General features: G+C 72.1%; 22 protein-coding genes. 8 read left to right on the plus strand and 14 right to left on the minus strand.

What is annotated here, in order from left to right; genetic code table 11:
- Positions 1–67 precede the first annotated feature (67 nt).
- Positions 68–514, minus strand: coding sequence for a type II toxin-antitoxin system PemK/MazF family toxin (locus IAG44_RS35330; RefSeq protein ID WP_187751136.1), 447 nt, complete (start codon positions 512–514; stop codon positions 68–70).
- Between the two features lie 280 nt (positions 515–794).
- Between IAG44_RS35330 and IAG44_RS35335 the strand changes: the two genes are divergently transcribed.
- The gene (locus IAG44_RS35335; protein ID WP_246562278.1) at positions 795–2009 is read left to right on the plus strand and encodes a lipase family protein; all 1215 of its coding nucleotides are present in this window, start codon (positions 795–797) and stop codon (positions 2007–2009) included.
- Between the two features lie 63 nt (positions 2010–2072).
- Here IAG44_RS35335 and IAG44_RS35340 read toward each other — a convergent pair whose 3' ends face one another.
- Both IAG44_RS35340 and IAG44_RS35345 read right to left on the minus strand, forming a co-directional pair.
- A complete protein-coding gene (locus IAG44_RS35340) occupies positions 2073–3629 on the minus strand; it encodes an SPFH domain-containing protein (protein WP_246562280.1) in 1557 nt (518 codons plus the stop codon).
- 134 nt (positions 3630–3763) lie between these two features.
- A complete protein-coding gene (locus tag IAG44_RS35345; RefSeq protein ID WP_187751137.1) occupies positions 3764–3982 on the minus strand; it encodes a hypothetical protein in 219 nt (72 codons plus the stop codon).
- A gap of 224 nt (positions 3983–4206) precedes the next feature.
- On the opposite strand from IAG44_RS35345, the gene IAG44_RS35350 reads away from it, so the two are divergent.
- Positions 4207–5601: a glycoside hydrolase family 43 protein gene (locus IAG44_RS35350; RefSeq protein WP_187751138.1), complete on the plus strand. Its 1395-nt coding sequence runs from the start codon at positions 4207–4209 to the stop codon at positions 5599–5601.
- 54 nt (positions 5602–5655) lie between these two features.
- On the opposite strand, the gene IAG44_RS35355 is transcribed toward IAG44_RS35350, so the two are convergent.
- Complete coding sequence (locus IAG44_RS35355; RefSeq protein ID WP_187751139.1) at positions 5656–7719, minus strand: ABC transporter permease; 2064 nt, start codon at positions 7717–7719, stop codon at positions 5656–5658.
- A gap of 176 nt (positions 7720–7895) precedes the next feature.
- Between IAG44_RS35355 and IAG44_RS35360 the strand changes: the two genes are divergently transcribed.
- On the plus strand, positions 7896–8369 hold the full coding sequence (locus IAG44_RS35360; RefSeq protein ID WP_223006813.1) for a MarR family winged helix-turn-helix transcriptional regulator: 474 nt from the start codon (positions 7896–7898) through the stop codon (positions 8367–8369).
- Positions 8370–8413: 44 nt separating this feature from the next.
- Here IAG44_RS35360 and IAG44_RS35365 read toward each other — a convergent pair whose 3' ends face one another.
- The 4 genes from IAG44_RS35365 to IAG44_RS35380 all read right to left on the minus strand — a co-directional run bounded on the left by IAG44_RS35365 (position 8414) and on the right by IAG44_RS35380 (position 12266).
- Positions 8414–9226: an SDR family NAD(P)-dependent oxidoreductase gene (locus IAG44_RS35365; protein WP_187751141.1), complete on the minus strand. Its 813-nt coding sequence runs from the start codon at positions 9224–9226 to the stop codon at positions 8414–8416.
- Between the two features lie 83 nt (positions 9227–9309).
- A complete protein-coding gene (locus IAG44_RS35370) occupies positions 9310–10728 on the minus strand; it encodes an MFS transporter (protein ID WP_187751142.1) in 1419 nt (472 codons plus the stop codon).
- Positions 10729–10787: 59 nt separating this feature from the next.
- On the minus strand, positions 10788–10982 hold the full coding sequence (locus IAG44_RS35375; RefSeq protein WP_187751143.1) for a ferredoxin: 195 nt from the start codon (positions 10980–10982) through the stop codon (positions 10788–10790).
- 81 nt (positions 10983–11063) lie between these two features.
- Positions 11064–12266 carry a cytochrome P450 gene (locus IAG44_RS35380; protein ID WP_187751144.1) on the minus strand — a complete coding sequence of 401 codons (1203 nt, stop codon included), beginning with the start codon at positions 12264–12266 and terminating at the stop codon, positions 11064–11066.
- A gap of 100 nt (positions 12267–12366) precedes the next feature.
- Here IAG44_RS35380 and IAG44_RS35385 point away from each other — a divergent pair, with 100 nt between their 5' ends.
- The gene (locus IAG44_RS35385; RefSeq protein ID WP_246562281.1) at positions 12367–12996 is read left to right on the plus strand and encodes a TetR/AcrR family transcriptional regulator; all 630 of its coding nucleotides are present in this window, start codon (positions 12367–12369) and stop codon (positions 12994–12996) included.
- Here IAG44_RS35385 and IAG44_RS35390 read toward each other — a convergent pair.
- Positions 12896–14203, minus strand: coding sequence for a cytochrome P450 (locus IAG44_RS35390; RefSeq protein WP_187751145.1), 1308 nt, complete (start codon positions 14201–14203; stop codon positions 12896–12898). The two genes, IAG44_RS35385 and IAG44_RS35390, sit on opposite strands and share 101 nt — an antisense overlap.
- 28 nt (positions 14204–14231) lie before the next feature.
- Positions 14232–15425 carry an NAD(P)/FAD-dependent oxidoreductase gene (locus tag IAG44_RS35395; protein WP_187751146.1) on the minus strand — a complete coding sequence of 398 codons (1194 nt, stop codon included), beginning with the start codon at positions 15423–15425 and terminating at the stop codon, positions 14232–14234.
- Positions 15426–15674: 249 nt separating this feature from the next.
- On the opposite strand from IAG44_RS35395, the gene IAG44_RS35400 reads away from it, so the two are divergent.
- The 4 genes from IAG44_RS35400 to IAG44_RS35415 all read left to right on the plus strand — a co-directional run bounded on the left by IAG44_RS35400 (position 15675) and on the right by IAG44_RS35415 (position 20044).
- Positions 15675–17114 carry an aldehyde dehydrogenase family protein gene (locus tag IAG44_RS35400; RefSeq protein WP_187751147.1) on the plus strand — a complete coding sequence of 480 codons (1440 nt, stop codon included), beginning with the start codon at positions 15675–15677 and terminating at the stop codon, positions 17112–17114.
- A 43-nt stretch (positions 17115–17157) separates the two neighbouring features.
- Positions 17158–17898 (plus strand): SDR family NAD(P)-dependent oxidoreductase, encoded by a 741-nt coding sequence (locus tag IAG44_RS35405; protein ID WP_187751148.1) that lies wholly within the window; start codon positions 17158–17160, stop codon positions 17896–17898.
- A gap of 173 nt (positions 17899–18071) precedes the next feature.
- On the plus strand, positions 18072–19391 hold the full coding sequence (locus IAG44_RS35410; RefSeq protein WP_187751149.1) for a sensor histidine kinase: 1320 nt from the start codon (positions 18072–18074) through the stop codon (positions 19389–19391).
- Complete coding sequence (locus tag IAG44_RS35415) at positions 19388–20044, plus strand: response regulator (protein WP_187751150.1); 657 nt, start codon at positions 19388–19390, stop codon at positions 20042–20044. Before IAG44_RS35410 ends, IAG44_RS35415 begins: the two co-directional genes overlap by 4 nt.
- Positions 20045–20139: 95 nt before the next feature.
- Here IAG44_RS35415 and IAG44_RS35420 read toward each other — a convergent pair whose 3' ends face one another.
- The 4 genes from IAG44_RS35420 to IAG44_RS35435 form a co-directional block, all read right to left on the minus strand.
- Positions 20140–21069: an alpha/beta hydrolase fold domain-containing protein gene (locus IAG44_RS35420; RefSeq protein WP_187751151.1), complete on the minus strand. Its 930-nt coding sequence runs from the start codon at positions 21067–21069 to the stop codon at positions 20140–20142.
- A 308-nt stretch (positions 21070–21377) separates the two neighbouring features.
- Entirely contained in the window at positions 21378–21896 is a 519-nt protein-coding gene (locus tag IAG44_RS44595) for a winged helix-turn-helix domain-containing protein (protein WP_187751152.1), read from the minus strand.
- Positions 21791–22435, minus strand: coding sequence for a hypothetical protein (locus IAG44_RS35430; protein ID WP_187751153.1), 645 nt, complete (start codon positions 22433–22435; stop codon positions 21791–21793). Before IAG44_RS35430 ends, IAG44_RS44595 begins: the two co-directional genes overlap by 106 nt.
- Positions 22432–24147 carry a PHP domain-containing protein gene (locus IAG44_RS35435; RefSeq protein WP_187751154.1) on the minus strand — a complete coding sequence of 572 codons (1716 nt, stop codon included), beginning with the start codon at positions 24145–24147 and terminating at the stop codon, positions 22432–22434. The genes IAG44_RS35430 and IAG44_RS35435 overlap by 4 nt, the downstream gene beginning before the upstream one ends.
- Positions 24148–24552 lie beyond the last annotated feature (405 nt).

Below are 24552 nucleotides of genomic sequence, written 5' to 3' on the forward strand. Positions count from 1 at the left end.
TTTGTGCCGGAAGGGCCGGGTTCACAACGTCTTCTTACTGAACCCGCCGTTATGCAAGGGCAGTTGGCTACGTCCAGCCGTACCTCTCGTGCAGCCGCTGCCGCACCAGGTTGAACCGGCCCCGGTCGAGCGCGCACGCCTCCCTGCGCATGCCCGCCTCGTGCAGCCGCAGCACCCGGTCCACGTCCACCCACGAATCGCGGCCCGACTTGTCCCAGGGGCCGTTGCCGATCGGCACCCACTCGCGGTCCCCGTCGTGCCGCTTGCTGGAGAGCTGGACGGCCAGGAGAGTGCCCCGGGGTTCCCGGGCGACGACGAGAACCGGACGGTCCTTGCCCCGGCCGTCGTTCTCCTCGAACGGCACCCAGGTCCACACGATCTCCCCGGGATCGGGGTCCCCGTCGTGCTCGGGGGCGTACTCGGTGCGGACCCGGCCGACGCTTCGGGGGTCGGCCTCAGTGGTGGCGGCGGGCCCGAACCGGCCCGGGACGTCGTCTTCGGTGAACGTGCTCACGGGGGCACCTTAGACGGTGCGGCCGGACAAGTGAGGGCCGGGCATGTCCAGTTGTCCGCAACGGCGGCAACAGGCCCGGAACGCCGGGAAGTTCCGGGCGGGGCGGATGTTCTGCCGCCGGCAGGGAGTGCGCGCACGGCGAACAGGACGGCCCGCTCGGCCGGTTGCCCGCCGATCGGGTGACCTCCCGGCAGGCCGCGGACCACGTCCGTCCGTTTCCCTCGAAGATCGCGGACGGGCCCGCGCCGGACGGGGCCGCCGACCGAGGGAGCACGCATCCGTGAAGGTCCTGCGCACGGCAGCCGCTGTCCTGACCGCCTGCACCGCCTGGACGACGGCCGCAGGCGCCCAACCGGCCGTCGCCCACGCGCCGTTGGCCGCGAGCAGGGCCGGGGAGGCGTTCTACGAACCGCCCGCCACCCTGCCCGCGCACAACGGCGACGTGATCCGCACCGAACGCTCCGTCTTCCATCTGGACCCGCTCAAAGTGGTCAAGGCCGACGCGGACGTCCAGCGGATCATGTACCGCACGACCGACCGCACCGGCACCCCCGTCGCCGTCACCGGCACCCTCCTCACCCCGAACGCCGCGTACCCCGCCCCTCGCCCGCTCGTCACGTTCGCCCCCGGCACCCAGGGCCTGGCCGACAAGTGCGCCCCGTCCCGCCAACTGGCCGATGGCACCGAGTACGAGGGACTGCCGGTCAAGCACCTCCTCGACCAGGGCTGGACCGTGGTCGTCACCGACTACCAGGGCTCGGGCACGCCCGGCGTCCACACCTACATGGACCGCGAGGCCCAGGGCCGTGCCGTCCTCGACTCGCTCCGGGCGGCCCAGCGGCTGCGGAAGACCGCCGGACCCGTCGCCCTCTACGGCTACTCCCAGGGCGGCGGCGCCACGGCCTCCGCCGCCGAACTCGCCCCCGCCTACGCGCCGGAGCTGAAGATCGAGGGCGCCGTCGTCGGCGCCGCGCCCGCCGACCTCGACGCGGTGGCGGCCGGCCTCGACGGCTCCGCGTACGGCGCGTTCTTCAACTACTCCCTCTCCGGGCTCGGCGCCTCCTACGGCATCGACATCGACGCCTACCTCAACGCACGAGGGAAGCGGGTGACGGCCGACCTGCGCGACAACCAGTGCACGACGCAGGCCCTCGCCAAGTACCCGTTCCTCACCTCCCGGTTCCTCACCGCGGACGGCCGTCCCCTCACCGAGCGGCTGAAGTACGCGCCCTGGAAGGCGATCGTGGCCGACCAGCGGCTCGGCACGCGCAAGCCGGGCATGCCCGTCCTGCTGTCGCACAGCCGCCTCGACGACGTCGTCCCCCATCGGGTGGGGCAGCGACTTGCCGCCGACTGGTGCAAGTTGGGTGCCGTCGTGAAGTTCAGCACCAACCACGTTCCCGGTCACATCGTCGCCGCCGCCGCGACCGGCAACGAGGGCGCGCCCTGGCTGCGGGACCGCTTCGCGGGGAAGACCGCGCCGAACACCTGCTGACCGGGGGGGAGTTGGGGACCGGTGGCGGGGTCATGTCCCGCCGCCGGTCCCCAACTCGTACGCCTACTCCTCGTCCAGCGTCACTTTCCGCGGGGCCGAAGCGGCGCCCGCTTTCTGCGGGCCGGTCCCCGACAGAACCCCGGCCCCGGCACCGGCGGATCCAGCCCCGGCACCCCCAACTCCCTTGCCCCCGGCCCCGTTCGCCGTCGACGGCGCCTCGCCCGGGGCCATCGTCGCCAGCAACTGCCGGGCCAGCCCCAGCCCGGTCCCGCCCATGGTCAGCGCCTTGGCGAACAACTCGCCCATCCCGTCGGCCCCGTTGAGCAGCACCATGTTGTCGACGTTGCCGAAGGCGGACGCCCCCGCCTGGACGATCTCGGGCCATTTCTCGGCGAGTTGCTGGGCGACGACGGCTTCCTGGTTGTCGGCGAGGGCGGCGGCCCGCGCCTTGATGGCCTCGGCCTCGGCGAGCCCCTGCGCACGGGTCGCCTCGGCCGTCGCGAGCCCCTTGGCCTGCGCGGCGGCGGCCTCGGCCTCGCCGGTCGCGCGGGTGGCCGCCGCCGACGCGGCGCCGCGCGTCTTCGTCGCCTCGGCCTCCGCGCCGGCCGCCTGCTTGACGCGGGACGCCTCCGCGGCGGCGGCGAGTTCGGTCTCCTTCGCCTTGGCCTGCGCCGCCGAGATCCGGGCGTCGCGCTCGGCCTCGGCGAGGGTGCGCTTCTCGTACGCCTGGGCGTCGGCCGGCTTGCGGACGTCCGCCTGGAGCTGCTGTTCCCGCCGGTGCGCCTCCAGTTCGGCGACGCGGGTCTCCTGGACGACGACCTCCTGCCGGGCGGCGGCCTCGGCGAGCGGCCCCGCCTGACGGGCCTTGGCCGCCGCGTGGTCGCGCTCGGCCTGGTAGCCGGCCTGGAGGATCTCGCTGTCGCGGGTCGCCTCCGACATCCGGGCGGCGGCCTGCTGCTCCGCCTCCGTGGCGAGCCGGTTGGCCTCGGCCTGGGCGATGCGCGCGTCGCGCTGGACGGCCGCCGCGTGCGGCATCGCGAGGTTCTGGATGTAGCCGGTGGGATCCTCGATCTCGTGGATCTGGAGCGAGTCGACGATCAGTCCCAGCTTCTCCATCTCCGTCCCGCACGCCGCCCGCGTCTGCCCGGTCAGCTTCTCCCGGTCGCGGATCATGTCCTCGACGGTCAACCCGCCGACGATGGACCGCAGATGACCGGCGAACACGTTGTGCACCCGCTCCGACATCAGCCGCTGCTGATCCAGGAACCGGCGGGCCGCGTTGGCGATCGACACGAAGTCGTCACCCACCTTGAAGATGACAACTCCCCGCACCTTCAGGGGAATTCCCTGGTGCGTGACGCAATCCACCTGCAACTCGGTCTCGTTGAGGTCCAGCGACAGCTTGCGCACCGCCTGCACCCCGGGCAGCACCAGCGTGCCGCGCCCCGTGACGATCCGGAACCCCATGCCCTCCTCAAGGCCCTCGGTCCGGTGTTTCGAACCCGAGATGATCAGCGCCTCGTTGGGCTCCGCGACCCGCCACATCATCTTGAACAAACCGATCAGCACGAGGACGGCGGCGACCGCCACCCCCGCGACGACGCCGATGACCATCGGCATGCGCCCCCTTTGGATGGTGCCCTCTCGGCACCGAACGAAAGGGAGTGTGCGCCCCCGCGAGCCCCAGGAGAAGACGCCGCCCGATCCTTGTCACAACCTTGACGAATACGGCTCTCACCTGGGACTTCGCACGCTCAACTGTCGTACGCGGCCGTGACGTAGACGCTCCGGGGCGGCAGGTGCTCCACCACCATCACCACCGTCCCCTTCTCGATCCGCTCCCCGCTGTTCGCCGGGTACGCGAGGAAGTGCTCCGCCCCGCCCCGCACCCGGACGATGACCTCCCCGACGAGCCCGGGTCCGACCGCCCCCGTGACCCGCCCCATCAGCCCGACCATCGACACGTCGCCCATGGGGGAAGGGTAGGCGGGGGCGGGCGTTGCGCGAAGCGGCACTACGGGCCCGCAGTCCTGCGCGAACCATTGACGTGTCTCATTCACACCCCTACCTTCTGATCGACTTCCCGAACCCTGTTCGGCCGGTCGAACCCCCATGGGGCGTTGGACGACGCCCGCAGCGCCGGCCGGCCATGCCCGCACCACCGGCCGGACGCCTGAACCACCGAGGGAGAGCCGCCATGACCCCACACCCCCACACCCCGGCCCCGTCCCGCCGCAGCCTGCTGCGCGCACTCGCCGTGGTCCCCGCCGCCGCCCTGGTCCTCGGCGAGACCCCGGGCCTGCTCGGCACCGCCCTCGCCGCCGCGCCCGCCGCGGGCTCCGCCACCAGATACACCATCGTCCCGTTCCTGAACAGCAACGACGGCACGGTGAACGTCTACACCTCGGACGACGGCACCGACTTCCGCCTCACGAAGTCCTCCGCGTACACGCCGCCGAGCAACCGGATCCGCGACGCGAGCGTCTTCAAGCACACGGACGGCTTCTACTACCTCACGTACACGACGCACACCTGGCAGGACGTCAGCACCACGATCGGCTTCGCCCGCAGCTCCGACCGGGTCAACTGGACGTTCCTGTACGACTACCAGGTCCCGATCGCGAACCTCTCCCGCGCCTGGGCCCCCGAGTGGTTCGTCGACAGCGACGGCAGCGTCAACGTCATCGTGTCCTGCTCCCTCACCAGCGACGAGTGGATCTTCACCCCGTACCGGCTGCGCGCCACCAACGCGGCGCTGACCGCCTGGAGTTCACCGGTCGCCCTGGCGGGGATCGGCGCCAACCACATCGACACGTACATCGTGAAACTCGGCTCGACCTACCACGCGTTCACGAAGAACGAGACGACCAAGTACATCGAGTACGCGACGGCGACCTCCCTCAACGGCCCCTACACGATCCGCGAGACCGGCGACTGGGCGGGCTGGGGCAGCTACCGCGAGGGCCCCTCCGTCATCCAGCTCGACAACGGCGCCTGGCGGATCTACTTCGACGGCTACGGCGACAACACCTACTACTACAGCGACAGCTACGACACCTTCGCCACCTGGTCCGCCCCCAAGGCCCTGCCCGGCATCTCCGGCACCGCCCGCCACTTCACGGTCATCAAGGAGACCGTCTCCGGCGGCCCCAGCATCGCCAGGAACACCACCCGCTCCTTCCAGTCCGTCAACTACCCCACCCGGTACTGGGAACAGCAGTCCGCCCTGCTCAACCTCCCCGTGATCACCGGCTCCAGCGCGACCGCCGACAAACGCGCCGCCACCTTCACGGTCGTGCCCGGCCTCGCCGACGCCAACGCCTACTCCTTCCGCGACGCCTCCGGCAACTACCTGCGCCACTGGGACTTCCGCGGCCGCTTCGACGCAGGCGACAACACCACCACCTTCGCCCGCGACGCCACCTTCACCGCCCGCACCGGCACCACCTCCGGCTCCGTCCGCTTCGAGTCCTACAACTACCCCGGCCACTACCTCCGCCATTACAACTACCAGCTCCGGGTGGAGCCTTCCGACGGCACGGACGTCTTCCGCCAGGACAGCTCCTTCGTGCCGGTGACGGCCTGGGCCTGAGCCACACATCCCCTGACCTGGGAGGCGCCGTCGGCTGCGCCTCCCAGGCTCCGCTCAGGGTGCACGGCGGGCCAGCCACCGGTCGATCGCCACGTTGAGCAGCAGGCACACGGCGCCCCAGCCGGCGATGGTCGCCAGGTGGCTGCCGATGCCGGTGCCGTCGAAGTAGACCGCGGCGCGGACGATGTCGACGGCGGCGGGCAGGGGCAGGACGTCGTTCAGGCCGCGGAAGGCTTCGGGGACCATGTAGAGGGAGATGGCGCCGCCGGAGGCGGGGACGCCGATCATGAGGGCGATGATCAGCACGGGAACGACGCCGGCGATGCCGAGGGTGCGGGTGAACACGGCGGTGAACAGGGAGACGCTGAAGATCGTCAGGGCGCCGAAGCCGACCATCGCCCAGCCGTGGCCATTGATCGCGCCGATCAGGACGTCGAACAGCACCCACAGCCACACGGCCATGCCCACCGCCCAGCCCGCCATCATCGGCAGGAGCTGACGCAGCCGCTTGATCTCCGGCGCGCCGCCGCGCAGCGCCGCCATGATCACGAAACCGGACATGATCCACGACATGGCCGCGTACATGCTGTTGCTGCCGTTGGAGTCGGAGGCGTCGAGCGGCTTGATGTCGGTCGTCTCCAGCGGGATCCGCTGACTCTGGGCGACCTGCTGGAACATCCCCCGCACCGCGTTGTGCTGACCGGCCCCCGCCGCCGACGAGGTGTAGAGCTGCGCCGGACCGCCCTTGGCGACGGGCGGCACGTACACGCCGACGACGTCCCGCTCACGGATCCGGTCGGTCGCCTCGTCGAGGGAGGTGCTGGTGGTCAGGGAGACCAGATCGCCCAGGCCCTCCCGAAGCCCCTCGGCCGCCTGCTCGGCCTGCTCCCGCGAGGCGCCGACGACCACGACGGGCATGTCACGGATCTCCGGCTGGTGCAGGGACGCGCTCATCATGCCGACGACGACGGTGAGGATGGCCAGCGGGAAGGCGGCCACCGCGAAGTACCGGAGCCGTTTGGAGCGCACCGGGCCGCCGGACATCGCGGGCCGCGGGACGTCGGGGTCGTCGGACCCCGGGGTGTCCGCGAGGACGGCACCCTTGCGGCGCTCCAGCAGGAGGGCGAGCGCGAGGGCGGCGACCAGCCAGACGGCGAGTGTCAGCAGGTGCGCGCCCACTCCCCGGCCGTCGAAGTAGAGCACCGAGCGCAGCGCCTCACCCGCGGCCGGCAGCGGCAGCACATCGTGCAGGAAGCCGAAGAAGCCGGGCATCGTGTGGATCGGCGTGGCGAGGTTGGAGGAGGGCACGCCGAAGACGACCCACAGCAGCATGCCGGGCAGCAGCGCCAGCCCGCCCAGGAACCGGGCGAACAGCAGTTGGCCGAGGCCCACGGCGCCGGTCGCCAGCAGGCCGATCCCGACGAACGCCGGGTAGTGGCCGTCGACCGCCCCCACGATCGGACCCAGGATCAGCCAGGTCACGGTGCTGGTCAGCACCGCCCAGCCGGCCAGCAGCGGCAGGAACCTGCGCAGGGCGAGCAGGTGGGGCACCGCCGTCATCATCCCGCTCAGCGAGACGTACCCGACCATGATCATGCCGATGGCGGCGAGCAGGACGGCGATGCCGGCGCTGTCCCCGGCGGGCAGCGGCGCGACGTCCTCGGTCCTCGTCGTCCAGTCGTGGCCCGCCGCCACCGGGGCCAGGATCTGTTTGACCATCCCCGCCTGCGAGGCGCCGGCCGCCTGGGCGGTGTAGACGGTCGCCTCCGTGGAACCGTCCGCGGGGACCACCAGGACGCCGGCGACGTCACGGTCCTTGAGCAGGCCGAGCGCCCTCTCGCGGCCCGCGACCAGCCGGGGATCGGCGGCGCCGTCCTGGACGGACCCCAACTCCTCGACGACCGACTCGGCCACGGCCCCCGAACCGACCACGGCGACCGGCATGTCCCGGGTCTTCGGCGAGTGCATCGTGCCCATGTAGGTCGCGTACATCATCGTGACCATGAGGAAGGGGATGAGGAAGAGAAAGGCGCGCTTGACGATCTCCCGCTTCCGATCCGCCTCGGACGGGGCCGGCTCGGCCCCGCTCACCTCGGCGACGGGGGTCGCTGTTTCCATGACTTGCTCCTGATAGAGGGGGTGGGGCACGCGACGCAGAGGTCGGGCGCGCGGCACACTCGCTGTGCATAATGCACATTGATTGCAGCGTACGGTGAGATTGCATGATGCACAACCGTGGCATGGCGCAATCGGCGTGTACGATGCACAGGCAACGGAACGCGGAGGAGGCGCCCGTGGACGCGGGGCAGGCACAGCGGATGGAGCGGGAACTGCTCATCCTGATGCGGCACATGACCATGGCCGGGCCACGCGGCCCCGGCAAGCAGGCAGGGCTCGACCGCAGCGCCTACGTCCTGCTCAGCCGCCTTGAGGTGCAGGGCCCCATGTCGATCCCCGACCTCGTCGAGGCGTTCGGCCTCGCGTCCTCCACGCTCAACCGCCAGACGACCGCTCTCCTCAAGAACGGCCTGGTCGAGCGCACCGTCGACCCCCACGGCAGCGTCGTCCACAAGTTCCGCATCACCGAGGAAGGGCTCAGCCGCCTCACGGCGGAGCGGGAGCGGACGGCGTCCGGCCTGGACACGACCCTCAGCGACTGGACGCCGGAACGCCTGGAGCGCTTCATCGACGACCTGGAGCGGTTCAACACCGACATCGAACGGATGACCGGCCGCCCGTGGCCTCGCACGGGCCGCGAGACGCACTGAGCCGGCCACGCACCGAGCCGGCCCACGTCCGCTCCCGGAACGAGTCAGCCCCTGGCGATGTCGGCGAGCAGGGCCTCGACGCGCGCCTGCGCTCGCTCGGCGACGTCGCCGCCGGGGGCGGCATGGACGCGGCCGGCCTCGACGGCGGCGAGCGCGGACTCGGCGACCTCGCGCGGCGACAGTTTCTCGCCGAAGCGCGCGGCGGCGTCCTGCATCGCGGCGGGAACGCCGGCCCGCAGGTCGATCGCGCCGAGCGCTGCGGAGTTCTGCCCGAGAGGCGTGTCGACGAGCCCGGGACAGAGCACGGTCGCGCCCAGCGCGGGCGCCACGCGCTTCAGCTCCAGATCAAGCGTCTCGGTCAGCCCCACGACCGCGTGCATGGTGGTGGTGTAGGGCGTGAGGTAGGGCAGGGGAGCGAGGCCGCCGGAGGAGGCGGTGTTGAGGAAGTGGCCCGTCCCCTGCTCGATGAACAGGGGAGCGAAGGCGTTGACGCCGTGGACGACGCCGAGCACCTTGACCCCGATCATCAACTCCCAGACGCGCGCCTCCTGTTCCCACAGGGGAGCGGGCGGGGAGACGACGCCGGCGTTGTTGCAGACCAGGTCAACCCGCCCGTACGCGGCGACGGTCCGGTCGGCGAGCGCGCGGACCGACGCCGCGTCGCCGACGTCCGCGACCACGGCGGTGACCTCGGCACCGGCGGCCGTCAGTGACACCTTCGCCTTCTCAAGGCCCTCCTCGCGGATGTCGGAGATGACCAGCCGCACTCCGCGGCCGGCGAGGGCTTCGGCGAGGCCGTAGCCGATGCCGCTGGCCCCTCCGGTGATGACGGCTACTTGGTCGTTCGTGATGCGCATTGCGTACTCCTGTTGGTTGTGTGGGGTTGTTCGTAGAGGGAAAAGGGGGCTGCGCCTCACCTGGGACCGCACCTCACCTGTCCTCACCTGTTCTCGCGAGGCAGGAAGGAGGCGAGCGCGCAACACAGCACGGCGGCACCGGCGCCGATCGCCAGGACGGCCCTGAAACCGTTCTCCGACGGCAGGGCGTGCCCCGCGAAGTCGGTGGTCAGCCGGGCCAGGACCACGCCGACGACCGCGCTGGAGAACGAGGTGCCGAGGGACCGCATGAGGGTGTTGAGGCTGTTGGCGGCGGCCGTCTCGGACACCGGCACCGCCCCCATGATCAGCGCGGGCATGGCCCCGTACGCCAGCCCCATGCCCGCGCCGACGACGCAGCCGACCAGGACGAGCTGCCAGATCTCGGCCATCAGCACGGTGCCGATCCCGTACCCGACGGCCACGACCAGCGCACCGGTCATCAGGGTGACCTTGGGACCGCGCGCCTTCGTGATGCGTGCGGAGAACGGGGCCGCCGCCATCATCACCAGGCCCATCGGTGCCATGGCCAGCCCCACGGCCAGCAGATCCCGGCCCATGCCGTAGCCGGTCTCCTCGGGCAGTTGCAGCAACTGCGGCATGACCAGGGACAGCGCGAACATCGAGAAGCCGATGGCGACGGACGCCAGGTTGGTGAACAGCACCTGGCGGCGGGCGGTGGTGCGCAGGTCGACCAGCGGCGCGCCGACGCGCAGCTCGAAACGTCCCCACAGGAACAGCACGAGCACCGCGACGGCGGACAGACCGAGGGTGGCGGCGCTGCCCCAGCCCCAGTCGGCCCCCTTGGACACGGCCAGCAGCAGACAGACCAGCCCGGCCGAAAGCCCGGCCGCGCCCACCAGATCGAAGCGCCCTCCCGCGCGCACCTCGGACTCGGGGACGACCGTCACGACGAGCACCCCGGCCAGGACCCCGAGCACCGCCGACGTCCAGAACAGCACGTGCCAGTCGAAGTGATCGGCGATCAGCGCGGCCGCGGGCAGCCCCAGCGCACCGCCGATGCCGAGGGACGCGCTCATCAGCGCGGTCGCGCCGGCCAGCCGCTCGGCGGGCAGTTCGTCGCGCATGATGCTGATGCCGAGGGAGACGGCACCGGCGGACAGCCCTTGCAGCACCCGGCCGACGATCATCGGAGCGAGCGAGTCACTGAGACCGCAGACCACCGAGCCGGCCACGAGGAGGGCCAGGCTGACCAGCAGCATGCGCCGCTTGCCGTACATGTCACCGAGCCGCCCCATGACGGGGGTCGCGACGGCGCCGGCGAGCAGCGTGGAGGTGATGGCCCAGGCCGTGTCCGCCGGGGAGGCGCCGAGGAGGCCCGGAAGCAGGGGGATCAGGGGGATGACCAGGGACTGCATCAGCGAGACCACGATCCCGCCGAGGGCCAGGACCGCCACGACGGCGTCCGCTCGCGGCGCCGTGGACGCCGTCGTCGCGGCCGGCTGGGGTGGTGCTGCGGACATGGGTGGCCCTCTCGGATGGAGCGGTGGACAGGGGTGCGCGGACTCGGGGCGGCGCGTGGTCACTCCGCCAGGCGGATCGCGGCCGCCGGACAGAGCGCCGCGGCCTCCCGCACGCTCTCGTGCAGCGGAGCGTCGGGCGTGTCGGTCAGCAGGACGGCGATGCCGTCCTCGTCACGCTGGTCGAAGACCTCGGGCGCGGCCACGACGCACTGTCCGGCGGCGACGCACTTGGGCTCGTCGAACTCGATGTGCATGGTTCTTTCTCCTTCTGTGGGGGCCTTCTGCGAGGGCCTTCTGTGGGGGCCTTCTGTGGGGGCCTTTTGTGTGTGAGGTGGTCAGGGCTGGTCCCAGGCGACCGGCAGGCGTTCCGGACCGCGCGTGAGCACCCCGGTCTTCCAGACGACGTCGGCCTCGGACGCGTGGAACCGCAGCCCCGGGAAACGGGTCAGCAGGGTGCGCAGGGCCACCTGTAGTTCCACCCGGGCGAGCGGGGAGCCCAGGCAGTGGTGCGCGCCGCCCCCGAAGGCGACGTGCGCGGCCTCGCGGCGTTCCAGGTCGAGCCGGTGGGGGCAGGTGAACACGGACTCGTCGTGGTTGGCGGCGTGCAGCGCGACCATCACGGCCTCGCCGGCGCGTACCGTCACCCCGCCGACCTCGACGTCCTCCAGGGCGTAGCGGGCGAAGGCGGTCCCGATGGACAGCGGGACGAAGCGCAGCAGCTCCTCCACCGCCTGCGGGATCCGCTCCAGGTCGGTGCGCAGGGCCGCGAGCTGTCCGGGGTGGGTGAGCAGCACGTACACGAAGTTGGCGATCTGCGTGGCGGTGGTCTCGAAACCGCCGACGAGGATGCCGGTGAGCAGGGTCAGCAGCTCCGCCTCGGAGAGCCGGTCCTCCTTGTCCCGCGCGGCGACGAGGTCGCCGATCAGGTCGTCACGGGGACGCGCGCGGCGGTCGGCGATCAGGCCGGCCATGTACGCGGTGAGGCTCGCCCGGTGCCGCGCGGCCTCCTCCGGCGTGTACTTGGTGGTCGAGATGAACGCCTCGGCCCAGACGTGGAAGTCGCCCCGGTCCTCGGCGGGCACCCCGAGCAGGGCGCTGATCACGCTGATCGGCAGCGGCAGCGCGAAGCCGGTGACCAGGTCGGCGTGGGTTCCCCCGGCGAGCATCGCGTCGGCCAGCTCGGCGGCGATCCGCTCGACACGGGGCCGCCACTCCTCGACCCGCTTGACGGTGAACGCCTTGGACGCGAGCCGGCGCAGCCGGGTGTGCTCCGGCGGGTCCAGGATCATGAGGGCGTCCGGCGGGGTGGGGAAGGACCGCAGGCGCGGCTCGTCACGCCGGAGGCTTTCGTTCCGGCTGAAGCGGGGGTCGCCGAGGACCAGTCGCGCGTCCTCGTGGCGGGTGGCCAGCCAGGCGGGTTCGCCGTAGGGGAGCTGGACCCTGCTCAGCGGCTGCTCTCTCCGCAGGGCGGAGTACAGGGGGTTGAGGGCCAGCTTCTCGGCCGTGAACGGGTAGGCGGCGGGCTCGGTGACCGGCATGGTCGACTCCTTCCGGGGATAACTGAGATGAAGCTATCGGTTGTGTGATGCAGCGAAGTACTTCAACAGAGAGTTGACTCTTGCTTGGTACCGTGGAGCGGTGACTGCCGAGACCCCGCGTCGACTGCGCGCCGACGCCGCCCGCAACTCCGAGAAGATCCTCCGCGTCGCGCGCGAGGTCTACGCCGAGGGCGGCTCCGACACCTCGCTGGAGGAGATCGCCCGTCGCGCGGGTGTGGGCATCGCGACGCTGTACCGGCGCTTCCCGAACAAGGAGGAACTGGTCCGGGCGGCGCTGGAGCAGAAGGTCGCCGAGGAGATGTCGCCCGCGATCAGACGAGCGCTCGACGACAGCGATCCCCTGCGGGGGCTCGCGACGCTGTGGGAGGCGTCGGTCTCCTTCGCGGCACGCGAACAGGGCATGCTGGGCGCGGTGCGCCGGTCGGGTGCCCTGGCCTCGGAGCTGTCCGCACCGTTCTACGAGGCGCTGATCCTCGTCACCCGCCGCGCCCAGATCGCCGGACACGTCCGCGCCGACCTGGTCCCCGACGACCTCCACCGGATCACGGTGATGCTGCTGAGCGTGCTGTCCACGGTCGATCCCGACGGCGACGGCTGGAAGCGCTACATCACCATGGTCCTCGACGGCCTCGCGCCCGCGCGGCCCACCGCGCTCCCGGCACCGGAACCGCTGCGGCAGTGGCCGTCGTGGGGTTCGCCCACCAGGTGACCGGCAGCGCGTGGACGCCGAACGCGGCCATGGTGCCCCGGAACGGGACCTCCTCCAGGGGCACGGCCAGCCGCAGGCCGGGCAGCCGGCGCAGGAGCCGGGGCAGCGCCTCCGTCAGCTCCACCCGGGCCAGGTTCTGGCCGAGGCACTGGTGGATGCCGTAGCCGAAGGCGATGTGCCCGCGGGTGTTGCGGCCGATGTCGAGGACCCCGGCGTTCTCCATGAACGACGGATCGTGGTTGGCGGCGGGCAGGTTGACGGCGATGATGTCCCCGGCCTTGACCTCCTGGCCGCCGATGACCAGGTCCTCGTGGGCGGCGCGCCAGATCATGTCCTGGGCGATCGAGAGATAGCGCAGCAGTTCCTCGACGGCGCCCGCGACCACCTTGGGGTCGTCGCTGTCCCGGACGACGGCCGCCTGCTCCGGATGCTCCAGCAGGGTCAGCGTGCCCAGGCCGATCATGTTGGCGGTGGTCTCGTGGCCGGCGATGAGCAGCACGAGCCCGTTCATCGCCACCTCCTCCGGCTTCAGCTCCCCCGTCTCGACGCGCTCGGCGATCAGCCGGCTGATGAGGTCGTCGCCGGGCTCGCGCTGCTTGCGCCGCACCAGCTCCATGAGGAAACCGAACAGCTCGGCGCTGGCCCGGCCCTTGTCCTGCGGGGTGACGTCCGGCTGGTTGATCGTGACGCTGTGCTCCTGGAAGAACGCGTGATCCTCGTAGGGGACCCCGAGCAGCAGGGAGATCACCAGGGACGGCATCGGAAGCGCGAAGGACTCGACGAGGTCGGCCGAGTCGCCCTCGGCGGTCATCTCGTCGAGGAACCGGTCGACCAGCGCCCGCACCTGGGGGCGCATCGCCTCCATGCGCTTGACCGTGAAGTCCTTGGTCAGCATGAGGCGGATCCGGGCGTGCTCGGGATCGTCCATGCGCGGGAAGGCCGGCACCTGCTGCTGCGCGCTCGGGTGCATACGGGGGTAGCGGAGGGTGTCGGCGCTGATCCGCTGGTCGGACAGGACGAACTTGACGTCCTCGTGGCGGGTGACCACCCAGGCGGTCTCGCCGTTCCACAGCCGCACCTTCTGCAGCCCGTCGCCCAGCCGCCACTGCGCGTACTCGGCCGGCAGATCGAGCGGACAGCGCGCGGAGCGGGCGGCGGGGTAGGCCGGCAGGCCGAGGTCGCCGGTCGGTTCGGTGGCCGTGTTCATGGGTCCTCCAGGAGTTGTGGGCAGGGGTTCAGGCGACGGGGGTGCCGACGACGGCTTCCGACCAGGCGGTGCCGTTCGCGACGAGGGAGCGCCAGGCGCGTACGGCCTTGGGCGGCAGCCCGGCGCCGAGGACGCCGGTCAGCCGTTCGCCCCGGCGGTAGGCGACCAGCAGACGCCCGGTGTCCTCGGATGTCAGGACCAGTGCCTCGTCATGGCCGCGCAGATGGCCGTACGCGTGGATCTTGACGTCGTACTGGTCGGACCAGAAGTAGGGAACGGGCGCGAACGGGCGCTGGGCGCCCAGGAGGTTGCGGGCGACGGCCATGGCCTGCTCGGCGGCGTTCGTGCGGTGCTCGACGCGCATCGAGGTGCCGAAGAGCGGGTTGTGCCAGCGGGCCACGTCACCGACGCCGTGGACGTCGGGCGCGGCGGCGCAGTACGCGTCGCACAGCAGCCCGTCCCGGAGGTCCAGGCCGTTGCCGTCCAGCCACTCGGTGTTGGGCAGGGAGCCGATGGCCACGAGGACGTCGTCGGCGGGCAGGACGCCGCCGTCGGACAGCAGGACGCCGGTGACCTGGCCGGCGGTGCTGCGGATCTCGTGGACCGAGGTGTTGGTGCGCACGTCCACGCCGTGGGCCAGGTGGATCCGGGTCAGGAACCGTCCGGCGTCGTCGCCGACGGCCTGGCCCATGGGAACCGGGCCCGCCTCCACGAGCGTCACCACGGCGCCCAGCGCGCGGGCGGTGGCCGCCACCTCCGCCCCGATGAACCCGCCTCCGACGATCACCAGACGCCGGTCCGGCCGCAGCCGGTCCTTGAGCATCAGCGCGTCCTCGACGGTGCGCAGCACATGGACGCCGGACACGTCGGCGCCGGGCAGGAGGCGGCGGGGGCGGACGCCGGTGGCGACGACCAGCGCGTCGTAGGGCACCCGGCCGCCGTCGGCCAGGTACACCTCGCGGGAGCCGCGGTCCAGCCCGATGGCGGCCGTGCCCAGGCGCAGGTCGAGGCCGAGGGCGTCGAGGTCGGCCGCCGGGCGCAGCGCCAGCCGCTCCGGTCGCCAGTCGCCCTTGAGGAGGTGCTTCGACAGGGGCGGGCGGTCGTAGGGGGCGTAGGGCTCGTCGCCCACGAGAGTGATCGCACCCTCGTAGCGCGCCCTGCGCAGCGCCTCCGCCGTGGCCAGCCCGCCCGCCGACGCGCCGACCACCACGATCCGGTTCATCAGACGTCTCCTTCGCTGCTCTCCGTACCGATAGACACTCTCATTTGCTCGTGGGCCGATGGGCAACCTACTTGAGAAGTAACTCGCGCCGACGGACTCATCCCTAGGTCTCATCCGTGAGAACGAACCGAAAAAAGCCAGCTGAAGTGGCCTTTCTTCGCGTTGACGCCGGCTTCTGGCAATCGATAGCTTCCCCTCGTTTAGTGAAGGTCGTATGGAGGCCAGTTCACTCCCGGAAAGAGGCGAAGCATGACCGACGCGTATCGGAACCTGATCGGCGGAACGCTGCGGCCACCGGAGTCGGGGCGATGGCTCGACGCGGAGAACCCGGCGACAGGAGAGGTGTGGGCGCGGATCCCCGCGAGCGGCCAGGCGGACGTCGACGCCGCGGTCGAGGCCGCGAAGAACGCCTTCCCCGGCTGGTCGGCGCAGCCGGCGGCGGTCCGCGGCCACTTCCTCCAGCAGGTGGCGAAGGTCTTCGCCGAACACGGCGAGGAACTGGCCCGGCTGGAGACCCGTGACAACGGCCGCCTCCTGGCGGAGAACATCCAACGCGCCGGAACCGGCATGGCGTTCGTCTGGAACCAGGCCGCGGGCCGGACGCTGGAGGCGGTCACCGGCGACAGCGTCGTCCTCGACCCCGGAAGCTTCGGCTTCACCCGGCGCGAGCCCTACGGCGTCGTGGCGGCGATCGTGCCGTGGAACGCGCCGCTGGCGATGCTGTCCAGCAAGGCGGCGACGGCGCTCGCGGCCGGCAACACCGTGGTCGTCAAACCCCCGGAGCAGGCGAGCGTGTCCTCGCTGCGCTTCGCCGAACTCGTCGCCGAGGTGCTGCCGCCCGGCGTCCTGAACATCGTCGCCGGAACCGGCGAGGAGGCCGGGGACCCCCTCGTCCGGCACCGGGACGTCCGGAAGATCACCATGACCGGCTCGACCCGGACCGGCCGGGCCATCCAGCGGGCCGCGGCCGACCACCTCACCCCGAGCGTCTTCGAACTCGGCGGGAAGTCCCCCAACATCGTCTTCGCCGACGCCGACCTCGACGCCGCCGCGCGGGGCGTGACGGTCGAGTCGGTCTTCACCGGCAACGCGGGACAGGTGTGCGTGGCCGGCTCCCGGATCCTCGTCCAGCGGCCCGTCCTCGACGAACTGCTGAAACGCGTCCGCGCCATCACCGAGCGGATCGTCCTCGGCGACCCGGCCGACCCCGCCACCACCATGGGCCCCCTGATCTCCCGCGCGCAGTACGACCGCGTCGTCGGCTACCTCACGTCCGGCGCCGAGGAGGCCGAGCTGGTCCTCGGCGGCCGGCACGGCCCCGGACTGGTCCCCGCACTGCCGGGCGGCTACTGGGTCGAGCCCACCCTCTTCACCACCACGGACAACTCGCTGCGCATCTGCCAGGAGGAGATCTTCGGCCCCGTCGCCGTCCTCGTCCCCTTCGACACCGACGACGAAGCCCTCGCCCTCGCCAACGACAGCCGCTACGGCCTCGCCGCCGGCGTGTGGACCCGGGACCTGGCCCGCGCGCACCGCTTCGTCCGCGACCTCGACGCGGGCAACGTGTGGGTCAACGCCTACCGCCAGACGCGCTACGAACTGCCGTTCAGCGGCGTGAAGGACAGCGGCTACGGCCACGACGCCGTCCTGGAGTTCACCCGGGAGAAAGCCGCCGTCATCGCGTCCTGACACCCCGGTCCACCCCCCCCCACCACGACGAAGGAGACACCACATGGGAGACATGGACGGCAAGGTGGCCGTGATCACCGGAGCCGGCGCCGGCATGGCCAAGGCGTGCGCGGAACTGTTCGTCCGGCACGGCGCCAAGGTCGTCGCCGCCGACATCAGCGGCAAGGAGAAGGACACCGCGGCCGAACTCGGCGAAGCGGTCGTCCCCGTCCACTGCGACGTCTCGCGGGAGGACCAGGTCGTCGCCATGTTCGACACCGCGGTACGCGAGTTCGGCCGCGTGGACGCGGTGCTGAACGTGGCGGGCATCGCCGACGGCGCCCCGCTCGCGGACTCCACCCTGGAGATGTACGACCGGATCATGGCCGTCGACCTCAAGGGCGTGTTCCTCGGCACCAAGCACGGGATCCGCGCCATGCGGGCCACCGGCGGCGGCGCGATCGTCAACTGGGCCTCGCTCGCCGCCCTGGCCACCTCCGGCGCCTACGCCGGCGTCTACTCGGCCGCCAAGGCCGGCGTCATCGCGCTGACCCGGGCGGCGGCGACCGAGTACGCCACCGACGGCATCCGGGCCAACTCGCTCTGCCCCGGCATCATCCTCACCGACATGGGACAGCACGCGGTCCGAGCGGCACCGGAAAAGCTCCAGAAGCCGGCGATGCGACGGGGCGGCACCCCGCAGGAGGTCGCCGAACTCGCCCTCTTCCTCGCCTCGGAACGCTCCTCGTACCTCACGGGGCTCGCCATCCCGGTCGACGGCGGCTGGGGCTCCCTGCTCCGCTGACCGCACACCGTCCGTGTGCTTCGGAAGGAGGGAGACCAGTACCGCGGTAGGAGGCGGCGACGGCGGATTCGCTTCCCCGGTGCCGTAGGGAGCCGGATTTCCACGCCTAACGTGAGGCACGGGTCACGCAGGCCCATCCGACCGTCGTCCGCCGCACCCCGGAGACGTACACCGTGACCACAGCTTCGCAGGGCTCCCGCGTCGCCCCCGGCACCCTGCTGGGCGGCTCGGAGCACCGCACGGTCGTCCGGATCCTGACCCTGCTGGCCTCGGTGGGCCGGGCGGACCAGGCGCGTCCCCACGTCAGACGGTGGGGCGTGCCGATGCTGTGCGCCGCGCTCGGCCTCCAGCCGTTGCTGGCCTACCCCGGCCCCGCGCCCGCGTTCCCGCTGTCCTTGGTGCTGCTGGCCGGGATCACCGTCCCGCTCCTGTGGCGGCAGAGCCGTCCGGTGCTGGTGTTCGCCGTCGTCACGGGCTTCTCCGTGGCCGAGGCCGCCTGCGGGGTCCTGACCAACGCGCACTTCCTCGCCCAGTTGGTCATGCTCTACAACCTGGCCCGCTTCGCCACGCCGCGCGCGGTGGCCGGGGCCGTGTCGGTCGCCCTGCCGCAGACACTGGTCACGGTCCTCGCCTTCTCCTCCGACGAACAGCTGAGACGCGTCACCACCGCCCTCTCCCTGGGCGTCATGCTGATGCTCGGCATGCTCGCGATGGCCGGACTGGGGCTTGGCGGCCGGGTGGCGCGCCTCTACATCACCGCGTTGCAGGACCGGGCGGTGCGGCTGGAGGTGGAGCGCGACCAGCGGGTCCGGCTCGCGGAGGCGGCGGAACGGGCCCGTATCTCCCGGGAGATGCACGACATCCTCGGCCACACCCTCGCCGTCATGGTCGGTCTCGCCGACGGCGCGGCCGGGCTCGCCGAGTCCTCACCCCACCGGGGCGCCGAGACGTTGCAGATCATCGCCGACAGCGGACGCGGCGCCCTGGCGGACCTGCGCCGCCTGCTCGGCACCCTCCGCGAGAACGGCACCGCGCCCCGCGACTCCCCGCTGGCACCGCAGCCCGGCCTGGCCGACCTCGACGCCCTCCTGGACCGCGTCCGGGCCGCAGGCCCCACGGTGACCCTGCACGCCGACGGAGACCTGACCGGCCTGCCCGCGGGACTCCAGCTCACCGTCTACCGCATCGTCCAGGAAGCACTCACCAACACCCTCAAACACGCGGCCCGCACCACGACGGTCGACGTGACCGTGGCGGCGACCGCCCACACGGTACGCGTCGGCGTCGAGGACAGCGGACCCCCGCGCACACCCCGCCGGCGCCCCCACGGCGACGGGGGACAAGGACTGCTCGGCATGCGCGAACGCGCCCTGCTCTACCAGGGGACCGTCACCGCGGGCCCCGGCCGCCGGGGCGGCTGGAGCGTCCGCGCGCAGCTCCACCTCGCCCCGCCCACCAGAACACCTACGCCCACGGAGAACCACCCGGCATGACCACTGTCCTCATCGTCGACGACCAGGCCCTGCAACGCCTCGGCTTCAGCATGCTCATGGAACAACACCCCGACCTCACCGTGGTCGGCGAGGCCACGCACGGCGGCGAAGCGGTACGGATGACGGCCGAACTCCACCCGGACGTCGTCCTGATGGACGTCCGCATGCCCGGCATGGACGGCATCGAGGCGACCCGCCGCATCGTCAGCTCCGGCGGCCGCTCCCGCGTGCTGGTCATGACCACCTTCGACCTCGACGAATACGCCTACGACGCCCTGCGCGCGGGAGCCAGCGGCTTCCTCCTCAAGGACGCCCTGCCCGAAGAACTCCTCGCCGGCATCCGCGCCGTCGCCGCCGGGGACGCCGTCATCTCACCCGGCCTGACCCGCAAACTCATCGACGCCTTCACGACGCGCCTGCCCGGCCGCACGCCCGAGCAGGAGCTGCAACTGCGGGCCCTCACCGAACGCGAGATCGAAGTCCTCACCGCGGTCGCCACCGGGTGCAGCAACGCCGAGGTCGCCGAACACCTGCACCTGGCCGAGACCACCGTCAAGTCCCACGTCAGCCGCATCCTCGCCAAGATCGGCGCCCGGGACCGGGTCCAGGCGGTCATCTTCGCCTACGACGTGGGGCTCGTACGGCCGGCATGAGCGACGCGGCCGGGTCGATCGAGGAGTGGTTCGGCCAGGAAGCGGGGGTGCCGGCCGGTCGCTTCCGGCCGGCACCCCCACGGCGCGGCAGGCGGTCAGTCGGGGTACACGGCCTGGCGCAGGTGCTGGGCCATCAGGCCGTAGACCTCTCTGGCCGCCTCGGCGTCGTTCTGGTCGTAGCCGTGGTCGGCGCCCGGCACGTCGAGGTGGTCGTGGAGCGCGCCGGCGTCGCGCAGCCGCTCGGCGTACCGGGTGCCCTCGGCGCGGAGGAGGTCGTGTTCCGGCGTGATGACGAACGCGGGGGCGATGCCGGTCAGGTCGGCGGTGTCGCGGGGGTGGGCCGGGGAGACCAGGGGGTGGGCGCGCAACGCCGGGTCCGGGACGTAGGAGGTGTCGAAGACGTCCGCCATCCACGGGCGCAGCAGCGGCCTGGCGATGACCGAGCGCTTCTCCCTGGCCGGGGTGACCAGGTCCAGCGGGGGATAGTGCAGGATCTGCAACGCGATGGACGGCCCCTTCCTCTCCAGCGCCTGACGCGCCACCGCCGCCGCGAGGGCCCCTCCGGCGCTCTGCCCGCCCACGGTGAGGAGACAGCCGTCCCAGCCGTGCTCGGCTCCGTGCGCGGCGACCCACTCGACGACCTCGTACGCCTGGTGGGGCGGCGCGGGGAAAGGGTGCTGCGGCGCGACGACGTAGTCCACGTTCACGACCACCGCGCCCGCCTCGGCCGCGAGGAACCGGCACAGCGGGTCGTCCAGTTCGACGGGCGGCAGGACGAAGCCGCCGCCGTGGAAGTTCACGTGGACCGGCGGTGGCGGCGCGTCGCGGGGGCGGTCGGGGACGTACACCACGACGCGGGCCGGGGCGACGGACGTCGGGACGGTCAGCTCGTGGACGTTCCTGGGGTACTCCGGGTACCGCCTGTGCAGGGAGGCCGTGGCGTGCCGGTCCGCCAGCAGGGCGTTCAGACGCTGCATCACTCTGGCGGCGGGAGAGGCCAGAGCCGGCCGGGCGAGGAGGGACATGGGGCTCCGTTCGGTGGCGTGGACCCACGCTAGTGATCCGGCACGGCACGGACAGGGCACCTGAGAAGCGAAAACGACGCCACGGACCGGTACTTGAGGGCACTCGCGGTGACCTCCTTCCGGACGAGGACGCCCCCTACCGGGGGAGGAACCGGCGCCGCTGGTGTGCGCGGCGCTCGGCGTCCCCGGCATCCTGGACGCGCGACCGGGGCCGGTCCGGGGCTCCCGGCCACGCTCCTGGCGCTGACACGAGACGCCCTTCCGCCCCCCGAACTCCGCCGGCGGCCGGAGCGTTCACGCCGTCCTGCTCACGTCCCCGCCGGTGGACGCGGCTCCGGACACGCCCCCGGCCCGACCTCCGCCGGCCCGTCCCGCCCGATCACCAGCCGGAAGCCGACACCGCGCACCGCCTCGATGCACAGCGCGTCGCCCAACTCGTGCCGCAGGGAGGTCACATGGGTGTCCAGGGTCTTCGTCGAACCGAACCAGTCGCTGTCCCAGACCGCCGCCATGATGGACTCGCGGGTCACCAGCGCGCCGGTCTGCCGGGACAGGTACTCCAGGAGCGCGTACTCCTTCGGACTCAGCGCGACCTCGGTTCCGTCCTTGAAGACCCGGTGCGCCTGACGGTCGACGGCGACCCGGCCGCGCGCCCCTCCGTCTCCCCACCGGAGTACCGGCGTCGCACCGCCCGCATCCGCGCCACCAGCTCGCGTTGGCGTCAGCTGTGGCCGGCGCAGCAGGGGGTGGGGTCGGGGACTTCGAAGGGGGCGAGGGTGTTGTCGGGGGCGGGGAGCAGGGCGAGGGTGAGGTGGCCGGTCTGCCATTCGGGGCGGATGTGGTCGCGGGTGAGGATGCGGGTGGTGGGGGCGGGGGGTTGGTCGGTTGGCGAGGGGTGGCCGAGGACGGTGAGGCGGTCGATGGCGGTCAGGGTGAGGAGGTCGGCGACGGTGACGGTGCCGGTGAGGTGGGCGGCGCCGGGGAAGAGGACGGCTCTGCCGCTGCGGCGGTGGGCGTGTTCCGTGGCGGCCAGGGTTGCCGGGCGGGTGCCTTCCGGTGGGCCGAGTCGGCGGGGGCCCAAGGTCGCGGTCAGGTTCGGTCTGTGAAGAGCGGCCAGTCGGTGCCAGGTCGTCTCGGCCATGTCGGGGTCGGGCAGGGCGAGGGAGACGGCGGTGCCCCGGTGGTCGGGGGTGCGGATGAGGTGGGTGCAGGCGATGACGCCCGCCGGGCGGCCAAGGGTGTCCGGTGAGAGGCCGAGGGCGTCCGCCAGGTCGTGGACGAGGTGGTCGGCGTCGCGCAGGTCCGCGAGCCCGGCGTCCACGCCGATGACGGTGTGGACGCCGGACGCGTCGTGGGGCGCGGTCATGCGGGCAGGACCCACATCGGGTTGGAGTAGAACCACAGGTCGAGCCAGGGGTCGGCGTCGCCGACGACGTCGAGGGCCGGCCCCGCCGGGTCGACGGCGGCGCCCATCGGGCCGACGGCGGTGCGCTTGCCGTCGGTGCCGCGCAGCCGGACGTACACCGGCCTGTCCACCCGGCCCAGGGAGTACGTCAGACGGACGGTGCCGGCGGACTTGTTCACCTCGAAGGACTTGACGACCTTCGTGTCCGGCGTGCTGAACGCGTCCCGGTCGGACACGGGACCGGTCACCTCGCCCTGGATCACGTCCACGCGGGCCAGCGAGGGAACGAAGCCCGCCCAGTTGGGGCCGTTCGCGAGGCTGATGTCGACGACCAGGTCGACCCGGCTGCCGCGCCGCACGTGCAGCGCGCCGCCCAGGGTGACCGCGCGCCCGGCGGAACGCAGTCGGGCGTTCAGGCCGCTGATGAGCTGACCGTGGTCGACCCAGATGCGGCCGGCCCGGATGCCGTCCATGACCGCCTGGTAGGAGAAGGAGGTCGCGCCGACGTGGGTGCGGCTGTACTGGCCGGGCCAGTAGTCGCCCTCCGTCAGGTCGAGCCTGCCGCCGTAGACGGGGTCGGTGTGCTTGCCGTTGGCGGTGTAGTCGCTCTCCGGGCCGCCGCGCACGGCGGTGTCGGCGTAGACGTGGTGGGAGTCGGAGTTGGCGGTGATCCACCACGGCTTGCCCTCGGCGAGGAGGCTGTCCCACAGGCCGCCGACGGTGGAGGTCATCCAGTCGAAGCCGCCCCACGTGCGGTAGGACTCCAGGGGGTAGCCGGGGAAGGAGTTGGCGCTGGGACTGTTGTCGTAGATGCCGCGGGCCCGGCCCATCCCGAGCGGCGCGGCGATCCCCCCGGCCTGGTGACCGGGCGCGCCCTCCATGCCGACGGCGATCCGGTGCCCGGGGCCGGTGGCGTCCCGCCAGGCGCGGATCTCGTGCGGGGAGTCGATGCCCTTGCGCGCGGGGTGGTTGGCGAGCATCAGCGCGTCCTTGACCTTGTGCCGCCTGACCTGGTCGGCGAGGAAGGACAGGCCCGCGATGGCGAGGGCTTCGTTGGCCGGTGTGGAGGCGGTCGCGCCCTTGACGCCGCCGTCGTAGTCGGTCTCGAACTGCTTGAGGACGGCGACCTCGTTCCTGCCGGGGTGCACGAACACGGTGGCGTGCTCGGCCGCCGGGACGTTCCACTCCAGGCCCTGGAAGACGAGGGTGTCCTCGTGGGCGGCCCGCGCCTCGCGGATGTCCGGGTTGACCTTCTCCACCCCGATCCTGGCGTGGGTGGCGTTGCCGTGGTCGGTGATGACCAGCCAGTCCATGCCGTAGCGGGCGCCGTTGCGGACCTGGTCGGCGACGCGGTACTTGCCGTCGTTGCTGTACTGGGTGTGGATGTGGTGGTCGCCGGCCAGCCACAGGTAGCCGCCGGAGCGCGCACTGTGCGACGCGGACGTCCGGCCGGTCGACGCGGCTGCCTCCCCCGCGCCACCGAGCACGCCGCCCGCCGTCAGCCCCGCCCCGAGCAGGCCGGTGCGCCGCAGCATCGACCGCCGCGACAACTGGCCCGGCGTCAACTCCCCGTCCGGGACGGACAGGTCGAGCGCCGGGGGCAGGGAAGCGGCGTCCGCGCTCCCGTGGTGGTGATGGTGGTGGCCGTGGTCGTGTCTGTGGCCGTGACTCATGCTCAACTCCCGCGAAGGGCCGGGGGGATACGTGCTGGGGACGTGCAGAGTGTGGAAAGCCCGGGTGAACGAGGGGAGACCAGGTGATGCTGGGACGGGGAACGACGGATGTGCAGCCGACTCGGCGGAGCCGGCCGCGCCGCCGGACGTCGCCACGGGCGTGAAACCGGTCCGCCGCCTCGTGCGCGAACCGAACCCTGTCGGCCACGGTTTCACCCTGGATACCGGGCTCAGTCGGTGCGGACCGCCCGCGGCCTGGCCGCGGCATGCCCACCCGTCCCACTCCGGTCCGGCGTCGCGGGCGCCGGGCACGGTGGGGGCGTGGCACCAGCCGCCGGGGCCGGCCGACAGGCCCGGGGCACGCGGCCGACGGGCCGTCTCACCGGCAGCCCGGAAGTGGCCCTC

The sequence above is a fragment of the Streptomyces roseirectus genome (genome assembly GCF_014489635.1).
In the GTDB taxonomy this organism is placed as follows: Bacteria; Actinomycetota; Actinomycetes; order Streptomycetales; family Streptomycetaceae; genus Streptomyces; species Streptomyces roseirectus.